The sequence below is a fragment of the Streptosporangium sp. NPDC023963 genome, assembly GCF_040639135.1.
Classification (GTDB): domain Bacteria; phylum Actinomycetota; class Actinomycetes; order Streptosporangiales; family Streptosporangiaceae; genus Streptosporangium.
In genome coordinates, this window is record NZ_JBEZZK010000002.1 from 139321 (window position 1) to 159511 (window position 20191).

A 20191-nucleotide genomic window follows, 5' to 3' on the forward strand; every position below is an offset into this window, starting at 1 on the left:
CCGGCGGCGCCTTTCCACGGCGGCCGCGACCCCTCCCATCTCGCCCTGTGCGACGATCGCCGCGGCGGGCACGAGGTGAAAGTTTCACCGGCCGGTGTCGCGGGTGGCGGGAGGGACGGGCACGTCCGCGCGAAGCTCGCCGGCGTTCGAAGGCCGGCGGGAGTCGCGCACCGCGCGGCCCGGCCGGCGGCTCCGAAATCGCGTCCCGGCGGCCGAAACCTAAGCCCCCTCCACCTGAGGCGGATTCGAGGGGGCTTGGTCGTACGTCTCGTCTTCCTAGCCGGTCAGCGCGACCGACACGAGCAGGAGCTGGGCCTCCAGCGCGTGGCGGAAGTCGTCGGGCAGCGAACCCTCCCGGTGACGGTCGGCGATCTTTCCCCGGATCGGGGCGAGGTCGCGGGAGCCCCAGACGCTGTTGGCCAGCACCTGCCGCAGGTCCAGGGCCACGTCCGGACGGATCCTGCCCTCGTCCTCCCCCCTCGCCAGCACCGCGTTGAAGCGCCGCACGCTCTGGTTGAGATTGGGGGTGGAGAAGGGGATCGCCTCCACTCCCGGTGCGGGTTCCGCCGCCTGCCCGCCCCGCCTCGGGGAGGCGCCGGACGGAGAGGGACTGGGGCGCGGCGTCGTACCCGGTTCGGGATAGGCGGTGGTGGGGTCGAGGACCGTGGGCGGCGCCGTCCCGCGACCCGGTGGAGCTGCCATCTGTTCCTCGTAGGAGCCGGAGATCCGGCTCCACACCAGGAGACCCGCGAGCAGCGCCGCCACCGTCGCGACCACCGTCCAGCCCACCAGCCCGTGCGCGCGCGTCCAGTGGACCGGGGTCGTGGCCGGGGGCCTGAGGGCCGCGGCCAGGTCGTCGGCCACCTCCTGCGCCTTGGGCCTGGCCTCGGGCCGGTGCGACAGGCAGACCTGGCAGAGCGCGCCGATCCGGCCGGGCATGCCCGGCACCTCCGCCACCGGCGGCGGTCCCTCCCGGCGGACGTTCTCGATCTCCTCCCAGGTCCGTTCCGGGTACGGGGGATCGCCGGTGAGCATCTCGAACAGCAGCACGCCCAGCGCGTAGACGTCACTCGCCGGGTCCGCGACCGTGCCGGTGAGCCGCTCGGGCGCCACGTAGGGCGGGGTCCCGTAGTCGGAGGCCCGGTCGTCGGCGTCCTCCCCGATGAACGCCGCGATGCCGAAGTCGAGCAGCTTGGCGCCCGACGAGGTCAGCAGCACGTTCTCGGCGGTGACGTCCCGGTGCACGATGCCCCGCTCGTGGGCGGCGGCCAGCACGGTGGCCAGCCTGGCGGCGATCGTCGCCGCCTCCGCCCACGGCAGCGGGCCCTCGTTGATCCGGTCCGCCAGCGGGCGCCCCTCCAGCAGACGCATGACGACGTACGCGGCCAGGCGACCGTGCGAGGTCACGGTCTCCCCGTAGTCGTAGACCTCGATCGCGTCGGGGTGGATGAGGCGCGCGGTGGCACGCGCCTCCCTGCGGATCAGCTCGCGCTCCCCCTGGTCGACGCCCAGCTCGCCGTCGAGCAGCTTGACGGCGACCATCCGCTGGAGCGACTGGTCGAAGGCGCGCCAGATGACGCTCATGCCACCCCACGCGATCCGCTCCAGCAGCAGGTATCTGCGGGTGAGCAGATCTCCCGCGCGAAGCCCGACCTGGTTAGGCGGACTCACGGACCACCAGCTCAGTGGGGAGGACGGGATTGTCACGGGGAGCACCGGCCGAGCCCATCGAGAGCAGCAGCAGCCGGGTGGCGAGCGCGGCGAACTCCTCCACCGGCTGGCGGACGGTGGTGAGCGTGGGGGAGGTCCGCCGGGCGGCGGGGGCGTCGTCGAACCCGATGACCGCCACGTCCTCCGGCACCCGGCGACCGGCACGGCGCAGGGTCTGCAGCGCGGCGGCCGCCATCACGTCGGAGGCGGCGAATACCGCGTCGACGTGCGGCATCCTGCGCAGCAGCCACTGCATGCCGTGCACCCCCGACGTGTGGCTGAAGTCGCCGTACGCGACCGGCACGCCGGTCATCCCGGCCAGGGCGAGGGTCTGCATGAACCCGTCGAGCCGGTCGCGGGCGGCCGGAAGGGCCGGTGGGCCCGCGATGACGCCGATGGACCTCCGGCCGCCGAGCAGCAGGTGTTCCGCCGCCTGCCGGCCGCCGTCGCGGTTGTCCATGTCGACGTGGGGGAGGTCGATGCCGTCCGGGGGACGGCCCGCACTCCGTACGGGAATGCCCGAGGCGGCCAGGGTCACCACGAGCGGATGCCTGTCCCGTGCGCCGATCAGCAGGACGCCGTCGATGCCTCCGGCGACGAGCGGCGGTGTGGCGATGGTGGAGGTGGCCGCCGTGGCGGTCATCACGGCGAGCGGCACGCCGTGCCCGGTGAGGACCTCCTCCGCAGCCGTGATCATCCGCGCGTAGAACGGCTCGGTGAAGAGCCGGTGCGCGGGTTCGCAGACCACGATGGCCACGACCTGGTCGGACCGGCGGCCGGAGCCGCCACGGGGAGCGCGATGCCTTACGTAACCGAGACGCGATATTGCGTCATGCACCTGCCTACGAGTCGACGTGCTGACTCTGACTGAACCGGTGAGTACCCTAGACGCCGTGGCGGGGGAGACCCCTGCCTCTGCGGCGACTTGGGCGAGTGTGGGTAGATCGGTCATAACTTCCTCCACACCAAGATCCTGCACAGGTGGGAGCGCTCCCAGTGAACCTAGCATTGTTTCGGAAGTGTCAAAAGATGTTTCCGAAAAATCACCATGTGTATGTCAAATTTCCCTGACAACCCAGTCAGGGGCAAGTATCGCCATGATTACGGAGTCATACCATTCCCCGTTTAGGCGCAGGGCGTCACGGCAGACGCCCTCCTGGACGAAGCCGATCTTGCGGTAGACGTGCGCTGCCCGCTCGTTGAAGGCGTAAACCTCCAGGGCCACCCGGTGCAGCGGCGTGGTGCGGAAGACGTGGTCGAGGGTGAGCCGGATCGCCTCGGTGCCGTATCCCCTGCCGTACGCCCGGGGGCCGATCAGCGCGATGCGCAGGTTGCAGGAGAGGTTGTCGGCGTCGAGCTCGTTGAGCACGATCTCGCCCACGTAGGCGTCGTCCCCGGCGGCGCAGATCGCCAGGTCCAGCCGGTCGCCGTGCTCGCCCCGCGAGCCGTACCAGGCCTTGAGCCCCTCGTAGTCGGGTTTGCCGTGCGAACCGGTCAGCCGGACGGTCTCGGGGTCGTTGACCAGCTCCCAGAGGCCGTCCACGTGCTCGGGGCCGACCGGCCGGAGCGTCACGTGCTCTCCGGGGAGCGTGGGCTTGCGCGCGAACATCATCCGGTGTGTCTACCGGCCGGAACCTCGCCGGGCAACCCGGTTTTCCGCAGCCGTCCAGGGCCCGCGCGAAACGGCGGGCCCGGGACCGGTTCACCAGGGTCCGTACGGCCCCTGGTTGCCGCCGCCCTTGCCGATCTCCCGCACGGCGGGACGCACGTCGGCCAGGTAGATGCCCGAGGCGATGACGGACGCGATCGTGAAGATGCTCAGCACGGGGAGGTACTGCACCGCGGCGGCGAAGCCGAACAACGCGGCCAGCCCGAGGATGACCAGCCACAGGTTCTTGGTCTGCTTGCCGGTGACCGCGAACGCCCGTGCCGGGGTCTTCACCGCGTGCACGAGCGCCCAGCCCGACAGCGCGAACACTCCGACGGCCAGGATCCAGAAGACCAGGTCCAGGGCACCGTGGATTTCGATCATCGTCTCTCCAGAACGTTCGCCTCGCCGGTCTCCCTCAGCCTAATGCCGAAAGCCCCGTTCGGGTCGTCCTCGGTTCGTACCGGCCGGGCTTGGCGGCCCGTTCTCGCGCCCGCTCGTTCCGGCCCGCTTTCCCGCCCTCGCCGGGCGCGGGCCCTCGGACGTCGAAGGCCCGCACCGGAGACGACGCCGGGGCGGGCCGTGGAACCGGAGTCCGCGAGGGGACTCGCTCAGCCCCTGGGCGTGGTGGACCGGCCGCTCGTGGTCGACCTGCCGGTCGTGGTGGACTTCGAGGTGCGGGTGCCCTTCTTGGGCGTCCGGGCGGCGGCGATCGCGGGCTCGGCGGCCTCGGAGACCTCCTCCAGCTCCAGGGCGATCTCGCCGCTGGTCTTGGAGACGACCTTGCGGCCGCGGTTGGCGAACTCCTCGTAGAGCTCGCCGGCCCTGCCCGCGATCTGGTCGGCGTAGTCGCGCGCCTTCACGGGGAAGTCCTTGGCGTACCCCTCGGCCTTGCCGGCGAGCTGCCTGGCCCTCTCCGGGAGGTCCTTCGCGGCCTCGCGGATCTCCTCGCGGCGGCCCTGCAGCTTCTGGATCTGCTCGGGAAGCTCGAGGAGCTTCTCGACGGCGAAGTCGCCGGCCCCGGCGACGGCGTAGAACGGCTTGGACTCGGCCAGCTTCTTGACTTCGGCGGTGATGGGCATGGGTTAACCTTCCTTGGTTTCCTCGGTGATGTGGCCGTTGCTCGGGGGGACCGCGTAGGGCTTCAACGCGGTGAGGTATTCCCCGGGGAGCGGCGCCTCGTCGTCAGGCGAGGAGTCCGCGTCACCCCGCCGGGGCTCCGGTGCGACACGTGCTTTCTGGGAGGTCTGCACGTCGTCGTCCGGGGCCTCGGCCTGCTGGTTCTCCTTGCGGAACGACTCGTAGATGTCGATCAGCACCTGGCGCTGGCGCTCGGTGATGAGGTGGTCGGCCCTGATCGCGGTCAGCACGTCGCTGTCCGGCTCGCGCTCCTCGATGAGGCCCGCCTGGACGTAGAGCGCCTGCGACGAGATGTGCAGACCCTTGGCGATCTGGTTCAGGATCTCGGCGCTGGGCTTGCGCAGCCCGCGCTCGATCTGGCTCAGGTAGGGGTTGGAGACCCCCGCCGCCGCGGCGAGCTGTCGCAGGGAGATCTTCGCGTGCGTGCGCTGCTCGCGGATGTACTCACCGATCGAGCCGACCTTGGGTAGTGCCATGGCTCGAGTCTGCCGCATCGTGCTTGCTATTGCAAACGGGTTGGCTAACACTTGCAAGCACTTTGGGGTGAGTTTGGCTATAGACGGACGAATCCGGCCGGAACTCCAGGGGGAGACCCGGGCCCGGTATGCGAGCCGGCCGTATTTTCAAGGCGGGTCAACGTTTTCAAGGCGGGTCGACGCGGGACCTGCCCCGGCGGGGCCCGCCACGGATCGCGGGACCGGCCCCGGCGGGGCCCGCCACGGGCCCTGGCGCGGCTCTCAGTACGGGGCCAGCCAGAGCAGCGGCGCCGACGACGTCAGGGCGACGGAGAAGGCGACGATGGCGTAGCGGATCCCGCGCGGCAGGACCGGGATCGGGTTCACCAGGCGCTCGACCCTCGCCATCACGGCGGCGGTGGAGTTCGCGGCGCCCAGCGCGCCGTGCGGGGCCGGGACGGCGCCCGCGGTGCCGAAGCGCAGCAGGGCGGTCGCCAGGCGGCGCGCGGAGCAGCAGCGCCGGGCGACGTCGTCGGCGGCCATCTCCACGAGCAGGCCGACCTCGCTCTGCGCGTCCCTGACCACGCGCGACCAGGGCAGCGCCCGGCGCAGCGCGGCGAAGGGCAGCAGCACCAGGTCGTGCCGCTCGCGCACGTGGGCGGCCTCGTGGGCGAGCACCGCGCTCAGCTCGTCGGCGGAGAGCAGCTTGAGCGCCCCCTCGCTGACCACCACCTGGGAGCGCAGGCCGGGCACGCAGTAGGCGGTGGCGCCCGGGTGGTCGAGCACCCGCACGCCGGGGACCACCGGGTCCTCCCTGGCGATCAGGGCGAGCAGGGTGCGGTGGCGGTGGCGGGCGCGGAACGTCTGCGCGCCCGCGGCGAGGAGCACCAGGATCAGCACGGCCAGCGCGGTGAGCCCGGCGGCGAGCGCGACGATCCTCGGCAGCTCGTACGGCCGGGGGAGCCCGCGTCCGCCGGTGAGCGAGGAGGCCGCGAACTCGTGCAGGCCGTGCAGCACGCCCTCGCCGTAGGGCTCCAGCGCGTAACCGAGCAGGGCGCCCGTCCCGGCCAGACCCCAGGTGACCCCCAGTGCCTGCCACAGGACGATGGCCACGTGCGGAGCGCGGTAGGTCCACCGCGCCCGGGTGAACCGCCAGGCACCGACCGCGCAGACCAGGGCGAGCGTCGCCAGGGCTGCCGCGGTCATCTACTCGTCCTCCAGCTCCTCCAGGTCCGTCAGGGCCCTGCGCAGGATGTCGGCTTCGGTGCCGGTGACGGCCTGGGCGAACCGGGTGAGGGCCGCCGACCGGTCACCGGTCATATCCAGCGCTTCCAGCATAAGCTCCGCGACGTAGGCGTCGCGGCTCTCCGCCGGTGCGTACCGCCACGCGCGCCCGTCCCGGGTGCGGAGCAGGAACCCCTTGCGGGTGAGCCGGTCGAGCACGGTCATCACGGTGGTGGGCGCCAGATCGCGGTCGGCGATCAGACGCCCGACCTCCCGCGCCGTCACGGGAGATGGCTGTGCCCAGATGATGTCCATGATGCTGCGTTCAAGCTCGCCGAGACCCTTCACGCATCCAAGCCTAACTCCCGCACCACGAGGGGTAGTACTACGGGTTGTCGAGTGACCTGTGTCACAGCTGTTTGACCATGTAGATCTCGTCCCGGTCGTCGCCCGGAGCGAGGCGGATCGCCCGCGGGATCCGGCCGACCTCCACGTATCCCAGCCGGCCGTAGAAGCCCTCGGTCCCGGTGCCGCCGCGGACCGTCAGGTGCAGCGCCTCCACCCCCAGGCCGCGGGCGGCGTCGTCGGCGGCCCGCATGAGCAGCGTCCCGTAGCCCCTGCCCTGGTGCTTGGGATCGACCATCACGCGCCACACCCAGCGCCAGTGCGCCCGCAGCCACGACTTCCCGTCGCCCAGGACCAGCCAGCACGCCACCCGGTCGTCCGCGTCGAACCCGACGAGCAGATGGTCGGGGTTGTCGCGGGTGGTGTCGCAGGCGGCGAAGGTGGCGGTCGCCGTCTCCAGGATGTCGTCGGAGGTGACCGGGGGGACGAAGCCGACCGACCCTCCGGCGTTGACCACCTCGGTCCAGCACTCGACGAGCTCGCCGGTGAGAGCCGGGGTGAGTTCGGGGTCCACCACGAACCGCAGTTCTGCCATACGCGGACTTTACCAAATATATGTGGACAACTTAGGGTTGCCTTACCAAAGTTTCGACGTCACCTCGGGGCGACCGCGGCCCAGGGAAGGGTGATCTCGCCGAGCCGCCAGCGCCCCCGGCCGCCCAGCGGCGGGTGCCCGGCCAGCGGCCAGGTCCCGGTGAGCGTCTCGGCCGCGGCGATCCAGCGCTGCCGGGAGCCGTACGAGCTCAGGGGGGCGTTGACGGCCCAGGCCCGGTCGAAGTCGCGCAGGAAGGCGTGGACGGGCTCGCCGGGGACGTTGCGGTGGATGAGCGTCTTGGGCAGCCGGTCGGCCAGGTCCGAGGGGCGCTCGAAGGCGTCGAAGCGGGCCGAGAGGGTGAGCGTCCGGGGCCCCGAGCGGTCGAGCCCGGCCCAGACCGCGCGGTGGCCCACCTCCGAGCAGGTGCCCTCGACGATCACCCCGCCCGGCGCGAGCCGTTCGGAGAGCATCGCCCAGTACTCCCACGCCTGCGCCTCCCCGTACTGCCGCAGCACGTTGAACGCCCTGACCAGCAGGGGCGGCCGCGACACCGGCAGCTCGAAGCCGCCCAGCGTGAACGACAGTCCCGGCCGCTCGTACGGCTTGGCCGCCGCCACCCTGGCCGGGTCGATCTCGACGCCGACGACCTCGACCGAGGGGCAGATCACGCGCAACCGCAGGAACATCTCCAGGGTCGTGGTGTGCGAGGCCCCGTACCCCAGGTCGACCACCAGCGGGCGGACGGCGGAGCGCAGCAGGCGGCCGTGCGCGGCGACGATCCAGCGGTCGGCCCGCCGCAGGCGGTTGTGCCCGGTCGTCCCCCTGGTGATCGCCCCTACCGGCTTCTCCGTTGGCCTCCGCACGATCAGACGCGGCTTCGGCACATCAGACGCGGTGGACCTTGTGCTGGGCGGCCTGGGCCCGGGGGCGGATGACGAGGCGGTCGATGTTCACGTGGGCCGGGCGGGTCACGCACCAGGCGATGGCGTCGGCCACGTCGTCGGCGGAGAGCGGGTCGGGCACGCCCTCGTAGACCCGTCCGGCGGCGGCCGAGTCGCCGCGGAAGCGGTTCAGCGAGAACTCCTCGGTGTGGACCATCCCGGGGGCGACCTCGACGATCCTGACCGGCCGGCCGACCAGCTCCAGCCTGAGCACCTCGGTCATCGAGGTCTGCGCGTGCTTGGCCGCGTTGTAGCCGCCGCCGCCCTCGTACGAGACGAGCCCGGCCACCGAGGTCAGCATCAGCAGCACGCCGTCGCCCGACTCGATCAGCCTGGGCAGCAACGCCTGGGTCATGCGGAGCGTGCCGATCACGTTGACGTCGTACATCCGCTGCCAGTCGGCGACCTTCCCGCTCGCCACGGGCTCCAGGCCGATCGCGCCCCCTGCGTTGTTCACCAGCACGTCGCAGCGCTCCAGCGAGGCGGCCAGCTCGTCCACCGACTCCTGTGACGTCACGTCCAGGGTGACCGGGCGGATGCCGGGCACCTCGGCGGCCAGCTCGTCGAGCCGCTCCCTGCGCCGCGCCGCGGCCACCACCTCGAAGCCCTCGGCGGCGAGCCTGCGGGCCGTCGCCTCGCCGATCCCACTGCTGGCCCCTGTCACAACGGCTGTCCTCTTCATGGACACCCATCCTGCCAGGAACCGCAGGGGCCGCCCCGTCCGGACCTGGCGCGGCTATGTGTCGGGAATGTTGCTGATTTTTCCATGGTTGAGCCCTCTCGGAGGTGGTGTCGGTGAGGCGACGGCGGGTCAACCGGGTCGCGACGATCAGCATGCACACGTCCCCCCTGGACCAGCCGGGGACCGGGGACGCGGGCGGGATGAACGTCTATATCGTCGAAGTGGCGAAACGCCTGGCCGAACTCGGGGTGGAGGTGGAGATCTTCACCCGGCAGACGTCCCGGGACCTGCCACCGGTCGCGGAGATCGTCCCGGGCGTCTCGGTCCGCCACGTCACCGCCGGTCCGTACGAGGAGCTCGACAAGGGCGACCTGCCCGGCCAGCTCTGCGCCTTCCTGTCGGGGGTGCTGCGCACCGAGGCCATGTACGAGCCGGGCCGCTACGACGTCATCCACTCCCACTACTGGCTCTCCGGCCAGGTGGGCTGGCTGGCCAAGGAGCGCTGGGGCCTGCCGCTGGTCCACACCATGCACACCATGGCGAAGGTGAAGAACCTCCTGCTCGCCGCCGACGACAGGCCGGAGCCGGCCGCCCGGGTGGTGGGCGAGCAACAGGTCGTGGACGTCGCCGACCGCCTGGTGGCCAACACCCCGACCGAGGCCAGGGAGCTCGTCGAGCTGTACGGAGCCGCCCCGGCCCGCGTCGAGGTCGTCAACCCCGGCGTGAGCCTCAGAGTCTTCCAGCCCGCCTCCCAGGGCGCGGCCCGTCACCGGCTCGGGCTGCCGCAGGACGCCCACGTGATGCTGTTCGTGGGCCGCGTACAGCCGCTGAAGGCCCCGGACGTGCTGCTGCGCGCGGCGGCCAGGATGCTCATCGACGACCCCTCGCTCAGGTCGAGGCTGGTCGTCGCCTGCGTCGGCGGCCCCAGCGGCAACGGCCTGGCCAGGCCCTCCTACCTCACCGACGTGGCCGCCTCGCTGGGGATCTCCGACGTGGTCAGGATCGTTCCCCCCGCGCCCCAGCACGAGCTGGCCGACTGGTACCGCGCGTCCGACGTGACCGTCGTCCCCTCCCACAACGAGTCGTTCGGCCTCGTGGCCCTGGAGTCCCAGGCCTGCGGCACCCCGGTCGCCGCCGCGTCCGTGGGCGGGCTGCGCACCGCCGTACGCGACGGTGTGTCCGGGGTGCTCGTCGAGGGGCACGACGCCCATGACTGGGCGCGGGTGCTCCGCCGGTTCGTCTACGAGCCCGCCTGGCGGGAGACGCTGTCGGCGGGCGCGGTGGCCCACGCGGCGGCCTTCGGCTGGTCGGCCACCGCGGCCCGGCTGGCGGACGTCTACGCCGGGGCGATGACGAACCTGCACCGCCTCCCGATCGCGGTCAACTCCTAAAGGCCCGCCCGCGAAGCCCACGCGCGGGGCGTTCGCGGAGCGGGGCGCTCGCGGAGCGGACGGCGCGCTGTTCGTGAGGCCCGCTCGTAAGCTGGGCCCATGCGTGAAGTGATCGAGGCGGCGCTGAAGAGCGCGGACGCCTCCTACGAGCAGCCCCGGCCGGGGGCCTTCCTGGTGAAGCTCCCCGGCCAGCACAAGCTCGCCACCATGACCTGGCTGATCGTCGGCGACCAGGCACTGCACGTGGAGGCGTTCTTCTGCCGTCAGCCCGACGAGAACCACGCCGAGTTCTACCGCTGGCTCCTCACCAAGAACGGCTCCATGTACGGGGTGCACTTCGCCCTCGACCCCATCGGCGACGTCTATCTCGTGGGCCGCGTCCCGCTGGGGGCGGTCACCGACGAGGAGGTCGACCGCCTTCTCGGATGCGTGCTCACCTACTCCGACGAGGGCTTCGACCGCGCCCTGGAGCTGGGCTTCGCCTCCTCGATCCGGCGAGAGTGGGAGTGGCGCGCCAAGCGCGGCGAGTCGCTCGCCAACCTCCAGGCCTTCGCCCGCTTCGCCGACCCCGAGCGCTGAGAGCGCCCCTTCCCGCCGCCCCGCGGGCGGGGAGACCCCGGGAGCCGCGATTCCGAGGGCCGGGCCTGGGCGGGCGGTCAGGCCGCGTCGACGCGCCATGCCCAGGGCAGCCCAGGGCAGCTCAGGTCAGGCTGAGGGCGGGCTCGGCGGGCTGAGGTCAGGCTGAGGGCGGGCTCAGGGCGGGCTCGGCGAGCTGAGGTCAGGCTGAGGGCGGGCTCAGGGCGGGTGGAGTGCCGGAGACGCCAAGCAAGCGCCCACTAAGCTTGTCGGCATGTCGACTTTGGTGCTGCTTCGGCACGGTGAGAGTGAGTGGAACGCAAAGGGTCTGTTCACCGGATGGGTGGACGCGGGGCTCTCGGCCAAGGGCGAGGAGGAGGCACGCCGCGGCGGGCGGCTGCTGCTCGACGCGGGGGTGCGTCCCGATGTGGTGCACACCTCCCTGCTGACCAGGGCCATCCAGACGGCCAACCTCGCGCTGGGCGCCGCGGACCTGCTCTGGCTGCCGGTCTCCCGGTCCTGGCGGCTCAACGAGCGCCACTACGGCGCCCTGCAGGGCAAGGACAAGGCGCAGACGCGGGCCGAGTTCGGTGACGAGCAGTTCATGCTCTGGCGCCGCTCCTACGACGTCCCGCCGCCCCCGATCGCCGACGACGACGAGTTCTCCCAGGCCGGCGACGCCCGCTACGCGCTCCTGCCGGGCGAGCTGATGCCGAGGACCGAGTGCCTCAAGGACGTCGTCGAGCGCATGCTGCCGTACTGGTACGACCAGATCGTGCCCGACCTCGCGCAGGGGAGGAACGTGCTGGTCGTCGCGCACGGCAACTCGCTCCGGGCGCTGGTCAAGCACCTGGACGGGATCGGCGACGACGAGATCGCCGGGCTCAACATCCCCACCGGCATCCCGCTCCGGTACGAGCTGGACGACGCCTTCCACCCGGTCACCAAGGGCGGGCAGTACCTCGACCCCACCGCCGCCGAGGCCGCCATCGAGGCCGTGGCCAACCAGGGCAAGTAGCCCCGGCGTCCCGAAACGAACGAGAGTCATCGGGAACGGAAGAAAAGTCACCCGGAACGCACAAAAGGAGGGAGGGCCCGCCGGATCCGGCGGGCCCTCCCTCCTTTCAAGAAGATGTCCGTGGGGACCGGCGAAGGGCCGGCGGGCGTCAGAAAGCGGAGGTGTCCTGGGGGCGGGAGCCCGTCACCAGGTAGACCACGTCGTGCGCGACGCGGACCGCGTGGTCGGCGTAGCGCTCGTAGTAGCGGCCGATCAGCGTCACGTCGATGGCCGGTTCGACGCCGTACTTCCAGTCGGAGGCCATCAGGATCTTGAACAGCCTCCGGTGCAGCTTGTCCATGGCGTCGTCGTCGGACTCCAGTTCCAGGGCCGACTCCACGTCGCGCGAGGCGATGCAGCTGCCGGTCTTGGTGACGAGGCGCTCGGCGATCTGCCCCATCTCCAGGATGGTGGCGCGGACCTCCGGCGGGATCGCGGACTCGGGGTGGCGCAGCCGGGCGATCTTGGCCACATGCTCGGCGAGGTCGCCCATGCGCTCCAGGTCGGTGCCCATCCGCAGTGCCGCGATGATCATTCTGAGGTCCACGGCCACGGGCTGCTGCCTGGCCATCAGGTCGAAGATCGAGGCCTCGATCTCCGCGAAGATCCGGTTGACCTCCTCGTCCTGGGAGATGACGCTCTCGGCGAGGTGGATGTCGGCGTCCAGGAGGGCGGTGGTGGCCCGCGATATCGCCGACCTCACGAGCCGGGTCATCTCGACCAGCCGCTCGGTGAGGGCGTCGAGTTCTTCGTGATAGGCGTCGCGCATGGGACTCACCGTAGGGCGGTGACGGTGAACGAACCTCGACCGTAAAGTGAACTTTATGGGAAAGGCCGTGGTCATGCCCCCTTAGCAGTCCTCAATGGGAAAAGCCCGACCTACCATCGAGGGCGTGAAGCCTACGGGAGGACCACGTGAGTGAGCTGATGGCGAGCCTGGCCGCACTGGCCGGTTTCGTCGTGGGAGCGCTGGCCGTGATGGTCGTCCGCCATACCCATGGACAGCGGAGTGCGATGACACCGGTTGACGGCGTCGAGCCCGGCGCGCTGCCGCAGGGGGTCGCCTCGGTGCTGGCCGTGCTGCCGTCCTCGGCGGTCGTGCTCGACAAGGAGGACCGCGTGCTGCGGGCCAGCTCGGCGGCACGCGCGTTCGGCCTGGTCAAGGGAGATCACCTGATGGCGGCCGAGCTGCTCGCCCTGGCCAGGAAGGTACGCAGGGACGGCGAGATCCGCGAGAGCGAGATCGAGGTGGCCGGCCACAAGTTCGGCCAGGAGTCGACCAACTTCGCGGTGCGGGTCGCCCCGCTCGGCTCGCACGGCCAGGTGCTCGTCCTCGCCGAGGACCAGACCGAGCACCGCCGCGTCGAGGCGGTGCGCCGCGACTTCGTGGCCAACGTGAGCCACGAGCTCAAGACGCCGGTGGGCGCGCTGTCGCTGCTGGCCGAGACCATCCAGGACGCCGCCGACGACCCCGAGGCGGTCACCCGCTTCGCCGGGCGCATGCAACACGAGGCGGCCCGGCTCACCTACCTCGTCCAGGACCTCATCACCCTCTCCCGTATCCAGGGCGCCGAGCCCATCCCCACCCCGGGCCCGGTCCTGATCGACGAGGCGGTGCACGAGGCCATCGACCGCTGCAACACCACCGCGGCGGCCAAGGACATCACCCTCGTCGCCGGCGGGGTCGAGGGCCTGCGGATATGGGGCGACGACGAGCTTCTCGTCACCGCCCTGCGCAACCTCATCGACAACGCGGTCGCCTACAGCCCCGAGCACACCCGGGTCGTGGTCAGCGCCCGTGCGGCGGGCCCCAACACCGAATCCGTCGAGATCAGCGTGAGCGACCAGGGGATCGGCATCCCCGAGAGCGCCCAGGAGCGGATCTTCGAACGGTTCTTCCGCGTCGACGCGGCACGTTCGCGGGCGACCGGTGGCACGGGCCTCGGCCTGGCCATCGTCAAGCACGTGGCCGCCTCCCACAACGGGGCGGTCACGGTGTGGAGCAAGGAAGGTTCCGGTTCCACCTTCACCCTCCGCCTGCCCGCCTTCGGCGGCATGGCGGTCACGGAACCAGCAACAGTCACGATTCCCCTGGAGGCCGCGCAGTGACTCGCGTGCTCGTTGTCGAGGACGAGGAATCGTTCTCCGACGCCCTGTCATACATGCTGCGCAAGGAAGGCTTCGAGGTGGCCGTGGCCACCACCGGGCCGGAGGCGCTGGAAACCTTCGACCGCAACGGCGCCGACCTGGTGCTGCTCGACCTGATGCTCCCCGGCCTGCCGGGTACCGAGGTCTGCCGCTCCCTCCGGCAGCGCTCCAACGTGCCCGTCATCATGCTCACCGCCAAGGACAGCGAGATCGACAAGGTCGTCGGGCTGGAGCTCGGCGCCGACGACTACGTCACCAAGCCCTTCTCCTCGAGAGAGCTGGTGGCCCGCATCCGCGCGGTGCTGCGCCGCCAGGGCGACGTGGAGGAGCTGGAGTCGGCGGTGCTGGCCGCCGGTCCGGTCCGGATGGACGTCGACCGCCACATCGTCGCCGTACGCGGTGAGCCGGTGCAGCTGCCCCTGAAGGAGTTCGAGCTGCTGGAGGTGCTGCTGCGCAACGCCGGGCGGGTGCTCACCCGGGGCCAGCTCATCGACCGGGTCTGGGGCGCCGACTACGTGGGCGACACCAAGACCCTGGACGTGCATGTCAAGCGGCTGCGGGCCAAGGTCGAGTCCGACCCCTCCAACCCGCGCTGCATCCTCACCGTGCGGGGGCTGGGCTACAAGTTCGACCCCGCCGAGGTCTGAGCCGCGGAGGTCTGAGCCGCGGAGCTCCGACCTGCCGAGGTCTGAGCCGCGGAGGTCTGAGCCACCCCGCCCGCTCCCGGACGGTCGCCCGCTTTTGGGGCGCCGCCCGGCCGGGCGTGCCCGCCCCGGGCGACCGCTCGACTCCGGACGATCCGAGGGGCCGTACGGCGTGCCCGCGCCGTACGGCCCCTCGGCGTGTCCGGAGGCCGTCACCGGCCCCGGAGGGTCAGTGGCCCGAGTGCTCGTCCCCGGTGGTGGCGGAGGGGGTGGGCGACGGCGTGGGGGCCGCGGAGGCGCCGGGAGCCTGCGGGTAGGCGGTGAACTCGCGGCTGCGGGTGATGACGGGGATCGTGAGCTGCACGATGCCGGCGTTGGCGAACTGCAGCTGCACCTTGAGTCCCTCGCCGCCCTTGAGCGGCTTCTTCAGCCCTTCGATGAGGATCGTGGGGGTCGGCTTGCCGACGTTCACCCGCTGGTCCTGAGGGAGCGTCACGGGTGCGCTCACCTTCGCCGTACCGAGGGCGGGGTCGATGCCGAGACCGACGAGCTGGTCGGAGCCCGCGTTGGTGTTGACCACCGACAGGTAGAGCGGCGTGGCCGCCCCGGCCGGCAGCGTCGCGCCGGAGTCCGGACCCAGGAAGAAGGCCTGGGAGATGTCGATGCCCTTCGTCTTGACCGAGAGCGCCTCGGTCGGCGAGTAGGGCTTGTTGGTGATCGCGTCGGATCCGGCACCGCAGCCGGCCAGGACCGGAGCGGCTGCGAGGAACGCCGCGGCGACGATCGCCCGGTGGCGGATGTTGCGGGTCACGGTGCGAGTTCTCCTTGTCACGCGTGAGATAGGGCAAGGGCAACCCTATCGGCGACGTTTACCGGGTTTCCCGCCGACCCGCCTCATCATCCGAAGCCACTGAACGCAGGTCATAAGTGCTTTTTGCCCCTCTGATTCACACACTTGAGCACTTGTCAAGTCATAAGATGCGGCTTTGACCTGCAGTTATGGTGATTTCACTGTTCCGGGAGGCTGTGGATACGTGGTACTCTTGAGTACAGCGGAAGGGGTACTTGTCACATGACTTTCCAGGTCGGCGACACTGTCGTCTACCCCCACCACGGGGCTGCTCGGATCGAGGCGATCACGACCCGAACCATCAAGGGTGAGGAAAGGACCTACCTGGTTCTTAAGGTCGACAAGGGCGACCTTACCGTCCAGGTGCCGGCTGACAACGCAGAACTCGTCGGTGTTCGCGATGTCGTCGGACAAGAGGGCCTTGAGCGCGTCTTCGACGTGCTTCGAATGCCTCACACCGAAGAGCCCACGAACTGGTCCCGACGCTACAAGGCGAACCTTGAGAAGCTGGCGTCCGGTGACGTCAACAAGGTTGCCGAGGTCGTTCGCGACCTGTGGCGGCGAGACAGGGAGCGCGGACTCTCCGCAGGAGAGAAGCGGATGCTGGCGAAGGCCAGGCAGATCCTCGTCAGCGAGCTCGCGCTCGCGGAGAAGACGAACGAGGACAAGGCCGAGGCCCTGCTGGACGAGGTTCTCAACTCCTGAACAAGACATTTCCACGGGTGGGCGTCGGGGTCGACGTCCACCCGTTCGCTTCTGGCCGCGAGCTTCACCTCGCCGGTCTGCACTGGCCCGGCGAGACCGGCCTGGCCGGTCACTCCGACGGTGACGCCGCGGCCCACGCCGCCTGTGACGCCCTGCTGTCCGCGGCGGGTCTCGGCGATCTCGGCGGCCTGTTCGGCACGTCCGATCCCCGGTGGGCCGGCGCCTCGGGTGCCGCCCTGCTGGAGGAGACCGCGCGCAAGGTGCGTGCCGCGGGCTTCGAGATCGGCAACGTGGCCGTCCAGGTGATCGGTAACCGTCCCAAGCTCGCCCCCCGCCGCGTCGAGGCCGAGAAGGCCCTCAGCGCCGCCGTGGGGGCTCCCGTGAGCGTCAGCGCCACCACGACGGACGGGCTCGGCCTCACCGGGCGCGGCGAAGGCGTGGCGGCCGTCGCGACCGCGATCGTGGTGAACCTGTAGCGGGTGTCAGGCGTCTTCTGTACGGAACGTGGAAAACGTTCCGGCGGGCGGCGCGGAATGCTCGTCGATCCATATCGAGGCGGTGGCCCGTTTCCTGGCGCGGTACGGGCCACCCCTTCTTTTAGCGTGATCAATGAATGCGCTGGGTAACCCCTTGGTGACCGTGTCTCGTAACAGGGGGAGCCGGACATGATCGTCTCGATTGTCTCCGCAATCATCATCGGCGCCATCATCGGTGCCCTGGCGCGTCTCATCCTTCCCGGGCGTCAGAACATCAGCATCGGCCTGACGCTCATCGTCGGCATCGTCGCCGCGCTCATCGGCTCGCTCATCGCCGGAGCGCTCGGTCTGGCCAACACGCGAGGGATCGACTGGTGGGAGCACATCATCCAGCTGGCACTCGCGGTGCTCGCGGTGCTCCTCGTCGTCCAGATGCAGGCGAGAAAGACGCACTGAAGGATTTTTTGCCGCCGGTAGGAATAACCGTGACTCAGGGGGTAGCCACCTCCCTGTGAGAGTGAAGGTCTCACGATCACTGGGAGGTTGAACATGACTATCGCGTCCATTCTCGGGGCAATCGTTATCGGCGCGGTCGTTGGCGCCCTTGGTCGTCTCCTGCTTCCCGGTAGGCAGGCGATCGGAGTGATCCTGACCGTCGTCGTCGGCATCGTCGCCGCGCTTATCGGTACCGCCCTCGCCCAGGTCCTCGGCGTCGCCACCACGGACGGTATCGACTGGATCGAACTCGTCATGCAGGTGGGCCTCGCCATCGTCGGTGTCGGCCTGGTCGCGGGTCTCAAGCGCTCCAGGGTCTAGCGAACACCCGGGTGAACCATTCCGGTGACCTCGCCGAGACTCGACTGGACCCCCTCCGGTCCGGAGGCAATCGCGGTGACGCGCACGATGTCATCGCGCTCCGGGAGAAGACCCGCTCGGTTCCATCTGGCCTGCCGAGCGGGTCTCGGTCGTTCAAGGCCGGTTCGAGCAGCCTGCCGAACCGGCTTCCGGCCGATCCTGACCCGGGCCCGGAGGTGAGCAAATCGCCGGTCCGCAGCGGGGCGCCGTTCACACATGTGTGAGCGAATAGCTGCGGGCCGGTCCAGCACCCGGTGGTGAACGGCGGTTCCGGCAGGAGACCGCCGCTCGGTTCCATCGCGGCGTGCGGCCCCGGCCCCGCCGTCGCCCGGCCGGCCTGTCCGGCGGCCGGGCGACGGCGGGGCCTGAACGGGGCCTGAACGGGGCCTGAACGGGGCCTGAACGGGGCCTGAGGCCGTACCGCCCCGGCCGACTGCCAGTTGCTCCGGCGGATTCACCGCGAGTAGCCGCCCCGGCGGACCCACCACGCGTCCACCACGAGCGGAACCACCCGCGGAGCGACGGACCGCCCGGGGAACGGCCCGGAGGCGTGGCCGACCGGGCGATGAAGGCCCGGGACCACCGGCCTTCTCACACGGAGAACGTGGTGTTCGAACGCCTGGACCACCCACCCAGCGCGTGCGGCGGGGCCGAAAGGACGCCGACCACGTAGCCGATCTCAGCGTTCTCGGCCAACCCGGCGGAGAGCCCCTGCTGAGCGACGGCCCGAAGACCGGGTCAGCTCCTCCCAGGCCCCGGAGCTGACCCGACGGGCGTACGACCGCAGCACCGGGGCCGCCGGCCGTGGTCACGCTCGACGCCCTGCCGCCCTGCCCGACGGGCGTCCGCGGCCGGTCGCGCAGCACCGGGCCAACGGGCGGCACCGGGCCAACGGATCGACGGGCCGTCGGATCGCGGGGGAGCCGGGTCGCCGGAACGTCAGGTTCGGGGTTCGTGTCGTGCTCGACGGCCACCTGGAAGCGGATCAGATCCGCCTCCCGCGATCAGGTCCGTCCCCCGCTCGCCCTCGATCTCTCACTCACCCGGGGGTACGGGCGTGCTGCGCATCCGCCCGGAGGGCGGTGCCGCGGCGCCGTCCTCGTCGTGCGACCGCGCTTCGGCCTCCTCCCCGGTCTCGGCGGCCTCGGCGCCGTGCGCCGGGTCAGGGGACTTTCCGGCCTTGCGGCCCGTGCGCCTCTCCCTCGCCGCAGGCGCCTTCGCGGCGCCCCCCGAGGCCGTCTCCGCGGGCGTCGGCGCCGCCTGCTCCGCGGCCGTCCCGCCCGGCGGGACACTCGCCGGGCGGTCCTTCACGGCGAGGATCGGCTGGGTGTCGGCGTCGCGCTCGCTCACCTCGGCCGCCTGCTCCCGGGGAAGGTCGGTGTCGCTGTCCCACGTCTCCACCCGCTCGCTGACCCTGCCGCCGCTCTCGGGCTCGGGTGCCCGTACGGCCGGGCGGGGCGGGTGGACGAGCAGGTCGCCCTGGCGCGGCCGGACCAGGTCGCCCCAGCGCATCGGCTTGCCCGGCCGGGGGGCCACGGGTTCCCGCGAAGGCGGCGGGTCCTGCGGGATGTCGGTGACCTCGGGCGTCTCCGGTGCCGCGGTGGGACCGACCACCGGCTCTCCCACCGGGAGGTCGTGGTGCGGGGCGGTCTCCAGGGGAGGCGCGGAATGCGGGTCGAGCATGATCTCCGCCGCGGAGTGGTGCACCAGATGCCCCGGATGCACTGGGTGACCCGGACGGTCCCCGTGACCGGGGTGGTCCCCATGACCCGGACGTTTCCCGTGACCCGGATGGTCTTCATGACCCGGATGGTCTTCGTGGCCGGGCTGACCGGGCTGGCCGGGCTGGCCGGGGTGCTCGGGGTGGGCCGGCGGGTCCTGCCACCGCTCCTCGGGGTCGGGCGCGCCGGGGCGGTTCGGGACCGCCCGGCTCGCCTCGGGGAACGGCACGATGTCGCGCTCGGACGAGGACAGGCCGTACGGGGCCGCGTCGCTCGCGGCCCTCCGGGCGGCGGCGTGTTTGATCAGCAGGAGCCAGAGCCACAGGGCCAGGATCAGCATCACCCAGGGGGCGACGGCGACCACGACGGCCGCGCGCCCCTCGTCCACCGCCATCCGCATGGCGGTGGACACCTCGGCGGCGGCCGCGCCGGCGAACAGCAGCGTCAGGATCACGCCCGCCTGCAGCCGCACCGGCCACCAGCCGCCGCGCAGCAGCAGCACGCCGATCATCGCGATGACGAGCAGGGCGTCGAAGGCGGCGGGATACAGATACGCGAGGCCGGCGGGCGCCCTGCCCGCCACGGCGAGGGCGCGCAGATCCTCGAAGGAGAGTACGCAGGCCGCGGCGGTGAGCGCGGCCACGCCGACTCCGGTGACGGCGATCCCGGCGCGGCGCAGGGCGACGGCCACCCGGCTCGGCTCGGCGGCGGTTGCGGTGGGCAGGGGCGGGAGCGGGGACGGGCGGGAGATCGAGCCTGCCGCCCCGGGGGATTTGACGTCCATGGCCCTTTGAGCCTACAGAATCGGCATCTAGCATGATCGGAGAAGTTTCCGAGGGCGGTCGAGGCAGAGGGCAGGCTCCCTGCCGGGCCTTACCGCTACTCATCCACGTTATCGCTGCGTCATCGCCGCGTGGAGGTGAGAGGGACGGCCACCTCGACAGGATGATCCCGACGGGGCGCTCGTCCAGGAGATGACGCACGAACACCGGGGGCGAGCGGAATCTCCAGGTGGAGAGGGTGATCGC

23 protein-coding genes and 1 pseudogene are annotated in these 20191 nt (G+C 71.1%); 9 read left to right on the plus strand and 15 right to left on the minus strand.

The features are described from left to right. Window positions 1-276: 276 nt before the first annotated feature. From AB0F88_RS06740 to AB0F88_RS06790, 11 genes are all read right to left on the minus strand, one after another. Window positions 277-1671 (minus strand): serine/threonine-protein kinase, encoded by a 1395-nt coding sequence (locus AB0F88_RS06740; RefSeq protein ID WP_362678237.1) that lies wholly within the window; start codon window positions 1669-1671, stop codon window positions 277-279. Further along, window positions 1658-2719, minus strand: coding sequence for a LacI family DNA-binding transcriptional regulator (locus AB0F88_RS06745; RefSeq protein ID WP_362678239.1), 1062 nt, complete (start codon window positions 2717-2719; stop codon window positions 1658-1660). Before AB0F88_RS06745 ends, AB0F88_RS06740 begins: the two co-directional genes overlap by 14 nt. Window positions 2720-2767: 48 nt before the next feature. After that, complete coding sequence (locus AB0F88_RS06750) at window positions 2768-3322, minus strand: GNAT family protein (RefSeq protein ID WP_362678241.1); 555 nt, start codon at window positions 3320-3322, stop codon at window positions 2768-2770. Between the two features lie 90 nt (window positions 3323-3412). Further along, window positions 3413-3742: a DUF2516 family protein gene (locus AB0F88_RS06755; protein ID WP_362678243.1), complete on the minus strand. Its 330-nt coding sequence runs from the start codon at window positions 3740-3742 to the stop codon at window positions 3413-3415. Window positions 3743-3969: 227 nt separating this feature from the next. After that, window positions 3970-4440, minus strand: coding sequence for a hypothetical protein (locus AB0F88_RS06760; RefSeq protein WP_362678245.1), 471 nt, complete (start codon window positions 4438-4440; stop codon window positions 3970-3972). Window positions 4441-4443: 3 nt separating this feature from the next. Further along, complete coding sequence (locus AB0F88_RS06765; protein ID WP_362678247.1) at window positions 4444-4974, minus strand: helix-turn-helix domain-containing protein; 531 nt, start codon at window positions 4972-4974, stop codon at window positions 4444-4446. 261 nt (window positions 4975-5235) lie between these two features. After that, on the minus strand, window positions 5236-6159 hold the full coding sequence (locus AB0F88_RS06770; protein ID WP_362678249.1) for a M56 family metallopeptidase: 924 nt from the start codon (window positions 6157-6159) through the stop codon (window positions 5236-5238). After that, window positions 6160-6525 carry a BlaI/MecI/CopY family transcriptional regulator gene (locus AB0F88_RS06775; protein ID WP_362678251.1) on the minus strand — a complete coding sequence of 122 codons (366 nt, stop codon included), beginning with the start codon at window positions 6523-6525 and terminating at the stop codon, window positions 6160-6162. It abuts the gene before it with no gap. A 61-nt stretch (window positions 6526-6586) separates the two neighbouring features. Continuing rightward, the gene (locus AB0F88_RS06780) at window positions 6587-7117 is read right to left on the minus strand and encodes a GNAT family N-acetyltransferase (protein WP_362678253.1); all 531 of its coding nucleotides are present in this window, start codon (window positions 7115-7117) and stop codon (window positions 6587-6589) included. Between the two features lie 59 nt (window positions 7118-7176). Continuing rightward, window positions 7177-7980, minus strand: a complete 804-nt coding sequence (locus AB0F88_RS06785; RefSeq protein ID WP_362678255.1) for a class I SAM-dependent methyltransferase — start codon at window positions 7978-7980, stop codon at window positions 7177-7179. A gap of 22 nt (window positions 7981-8002) precedes the next feature. Next, window positions 8003-8740, minus strand: a complete 738-nt coding sequence (locus tag AB0F88_RS06790; protein ID WP_362678257.1) for an SDR family NAD(P)-dependent oxidoreductase — start codon at window positions 8738-8740, stop codon at window positions 8003-8005. A gap of 107 nt (window positions 8741-8847) precedes the next feature. Between AB0F88_RS06790 and mshA the strand changes: the two genes are divergently transcribed. From mshA to AB0F88_RS06805, 3 genes are all read left to right on the plus strand, one after another. Next, on the plus strand, window positions 8848-10131 hold the full coding sequence (gene mshA / locus AB0F88_RS06795) for a D-inositol-3-phosphate glycosyltransferase (protein ID WP_362678259.1): 1284 nt from the start codon (window positions 8848-8850) through the stop codon (window positions 10129-10131). Window positions 10132-10230: 99 nt separating this feature from the next. Then, the gene (locus AB0F88_RS06800) at window positions 10231-10710 is read left to right on the plus strand and encodes a YbjN domain-containing protein (RefSeq protein WP_362678261.1); all 480 of its coding nucleotides are present in this window, start codon (window positions 10231-10233) and stop codon (window positions 10708-10710) included. 271 nt (window positions 10711-10981) lie between these two features. Continuing rightward, window positions 10982-11725: a phosphoglyceromutase gene (locus AB0F88_RS06805; RefSeq protein WP_362678263.1), complete on the plus strand. Its 744-nt coding sequence runs from the start codon at window positions 10982-10984 to the stop codon at window positions 11723-11725. Between the two features lie 148 nt (window positions 11726-11873). Here the strand turns inward: AB0F88_RS06805 and phoU are convergent, their stop codons facing one another. Next, window positions 11874-12533, minus strand: coding sequence for a phosphate signaling complex protein PhoU (gene phoU / locus AB0F88_RS06810; protein WP_362678265.1), 660 nt, complete (start codon window positions 12531-12533; stop codon window positions 11874-11876). A gap of 158 nt (window positions 12534-12691) precedes the next feature. On the opposite strand from phoU, the gene AB0F88_RS06815 reads away from it, so the two are divergent. Beyond that, window positions 12692-13873, plus strand: a complete 1182-nt coding sequence (locus AB0F88_RS06815; protein ID WP_362680557.1) for an ATP-binding protein — start codon at window positions 12692-12694, stop codon at window positions 13871-13873. Next, entirely contained in the window at window positions 13870-14559 is a 690-nt protein-coding gene (locus tag AB0F88_RS06820; protein ID WP_362678267.1) for a response regulator transcription factor, read from the plus strand. Before AB0F88_RS06815 ends, AB0F88_RS06820 begins: the two co-directional genes overlap by 4 nt. A gap of 18 nt (window positions 14560-14577) precedes the next feature. Here the strand turns inward: AB0F88_RS06820 and AB0F88_RS06825 are convergent. Together AB0F88_RS06825 and AB0F88_RS06830 are read right to left on the minus strand one after the other, a co-directional pair. Beyond that, window positions 14578-14772, minus strand: a pseudogene (locus tag AB0F88_RS06825) (hypothetical protein); the annotation flags it as partial. A 13-nt stretch (window positions 14773-14785) separates the two neighbouring features. Further along, a complete protein-coding gene (locus tag AB0F88_RS06830; protein WP_362678269.1) occupies window positions 14786-15367 on the minus strand; it encodes a copper chaperone PCu(A)C in 582 nt (193 codons plus the stop codon). 261 nt (window positions 15368-15628) lie between these two features. Here AB0F88_RS06830 and AB0F88_RS06835 point away from each other — a divergent pair, with 261 nt between their 5' ends. The 4 genes from AB0F88_RS06835 to AB0F88_RS06850 all read left to right on the plus strand — a co-directional run bounded on the left by AB0F88_RS06835 (window position 15629) and on the right by AB0F88_RS06850 (window position 17403). Then, window positions 15629-16111 (plus strand): CarD family transcriptional regulator, encoded by a 483-nt coding sequence (locus AB0F88_RS06835; RefSeq protein ID WP_030924410.1) that lies wholly within the window; start codon window positions 15629-15631, stop codon window positions 16109-16111. 17 nt (window positions 16112-16128) lie between these two features. Then, on the plus strand, window positions 16129-16587 hold the full coding sequence (gene ispF / locus AB0F88_RS06840) for a 2-C-methyl-D-erythritol 2,4-cyclodiphosphate synthase (protein WP_362678271.1): 459 nt from the start codon (window positions 16129-16131) through the stop codon (window positions 16585-16587). Between the two features lie 189 nt (window positions 16588-16776). Then, window positions 16777-17043: a GlsB/YeaQ/YmgE family stress response membrane protein gene (locus AB0F88_RS06845; RefSeq protein ID WP_362678273.1), complete on the plus strand. Its 267-nt coding sequence runs from the start codon at window positions 16777-16779 to the stop codon at window positions 17041-17043. 93 nt (window positions 17044-17136) lie between these two features. After that, window positions 17137-17403, plus strand: a complete 267-nt coding sequence (locus AB0F88_RS06850) for a GlsB/YeaQ/YmgE family stress response membrane protein (protein ID WP_362678275.1) — start codon at window positions 17137-17139, stop codon at window positions 17401-17403. Window positions 17404-18477: 1074 nt separating this feature from the next. On the opposite strand, the gene AB0F88_RS06855 is transcribed toward AB0F88_RS06850, so the two are convergent. Further along, entirely contained in the window at window positions 18478-19947 is a 1470-nt protein-coding gene (locus AB0F88_RS06855; protein ID WP_362678277.1) for a hypothetical protein, read from the minus strand. Between the last annotated feature and the right edge of the window lie 244 nt (window positions 19948-20191).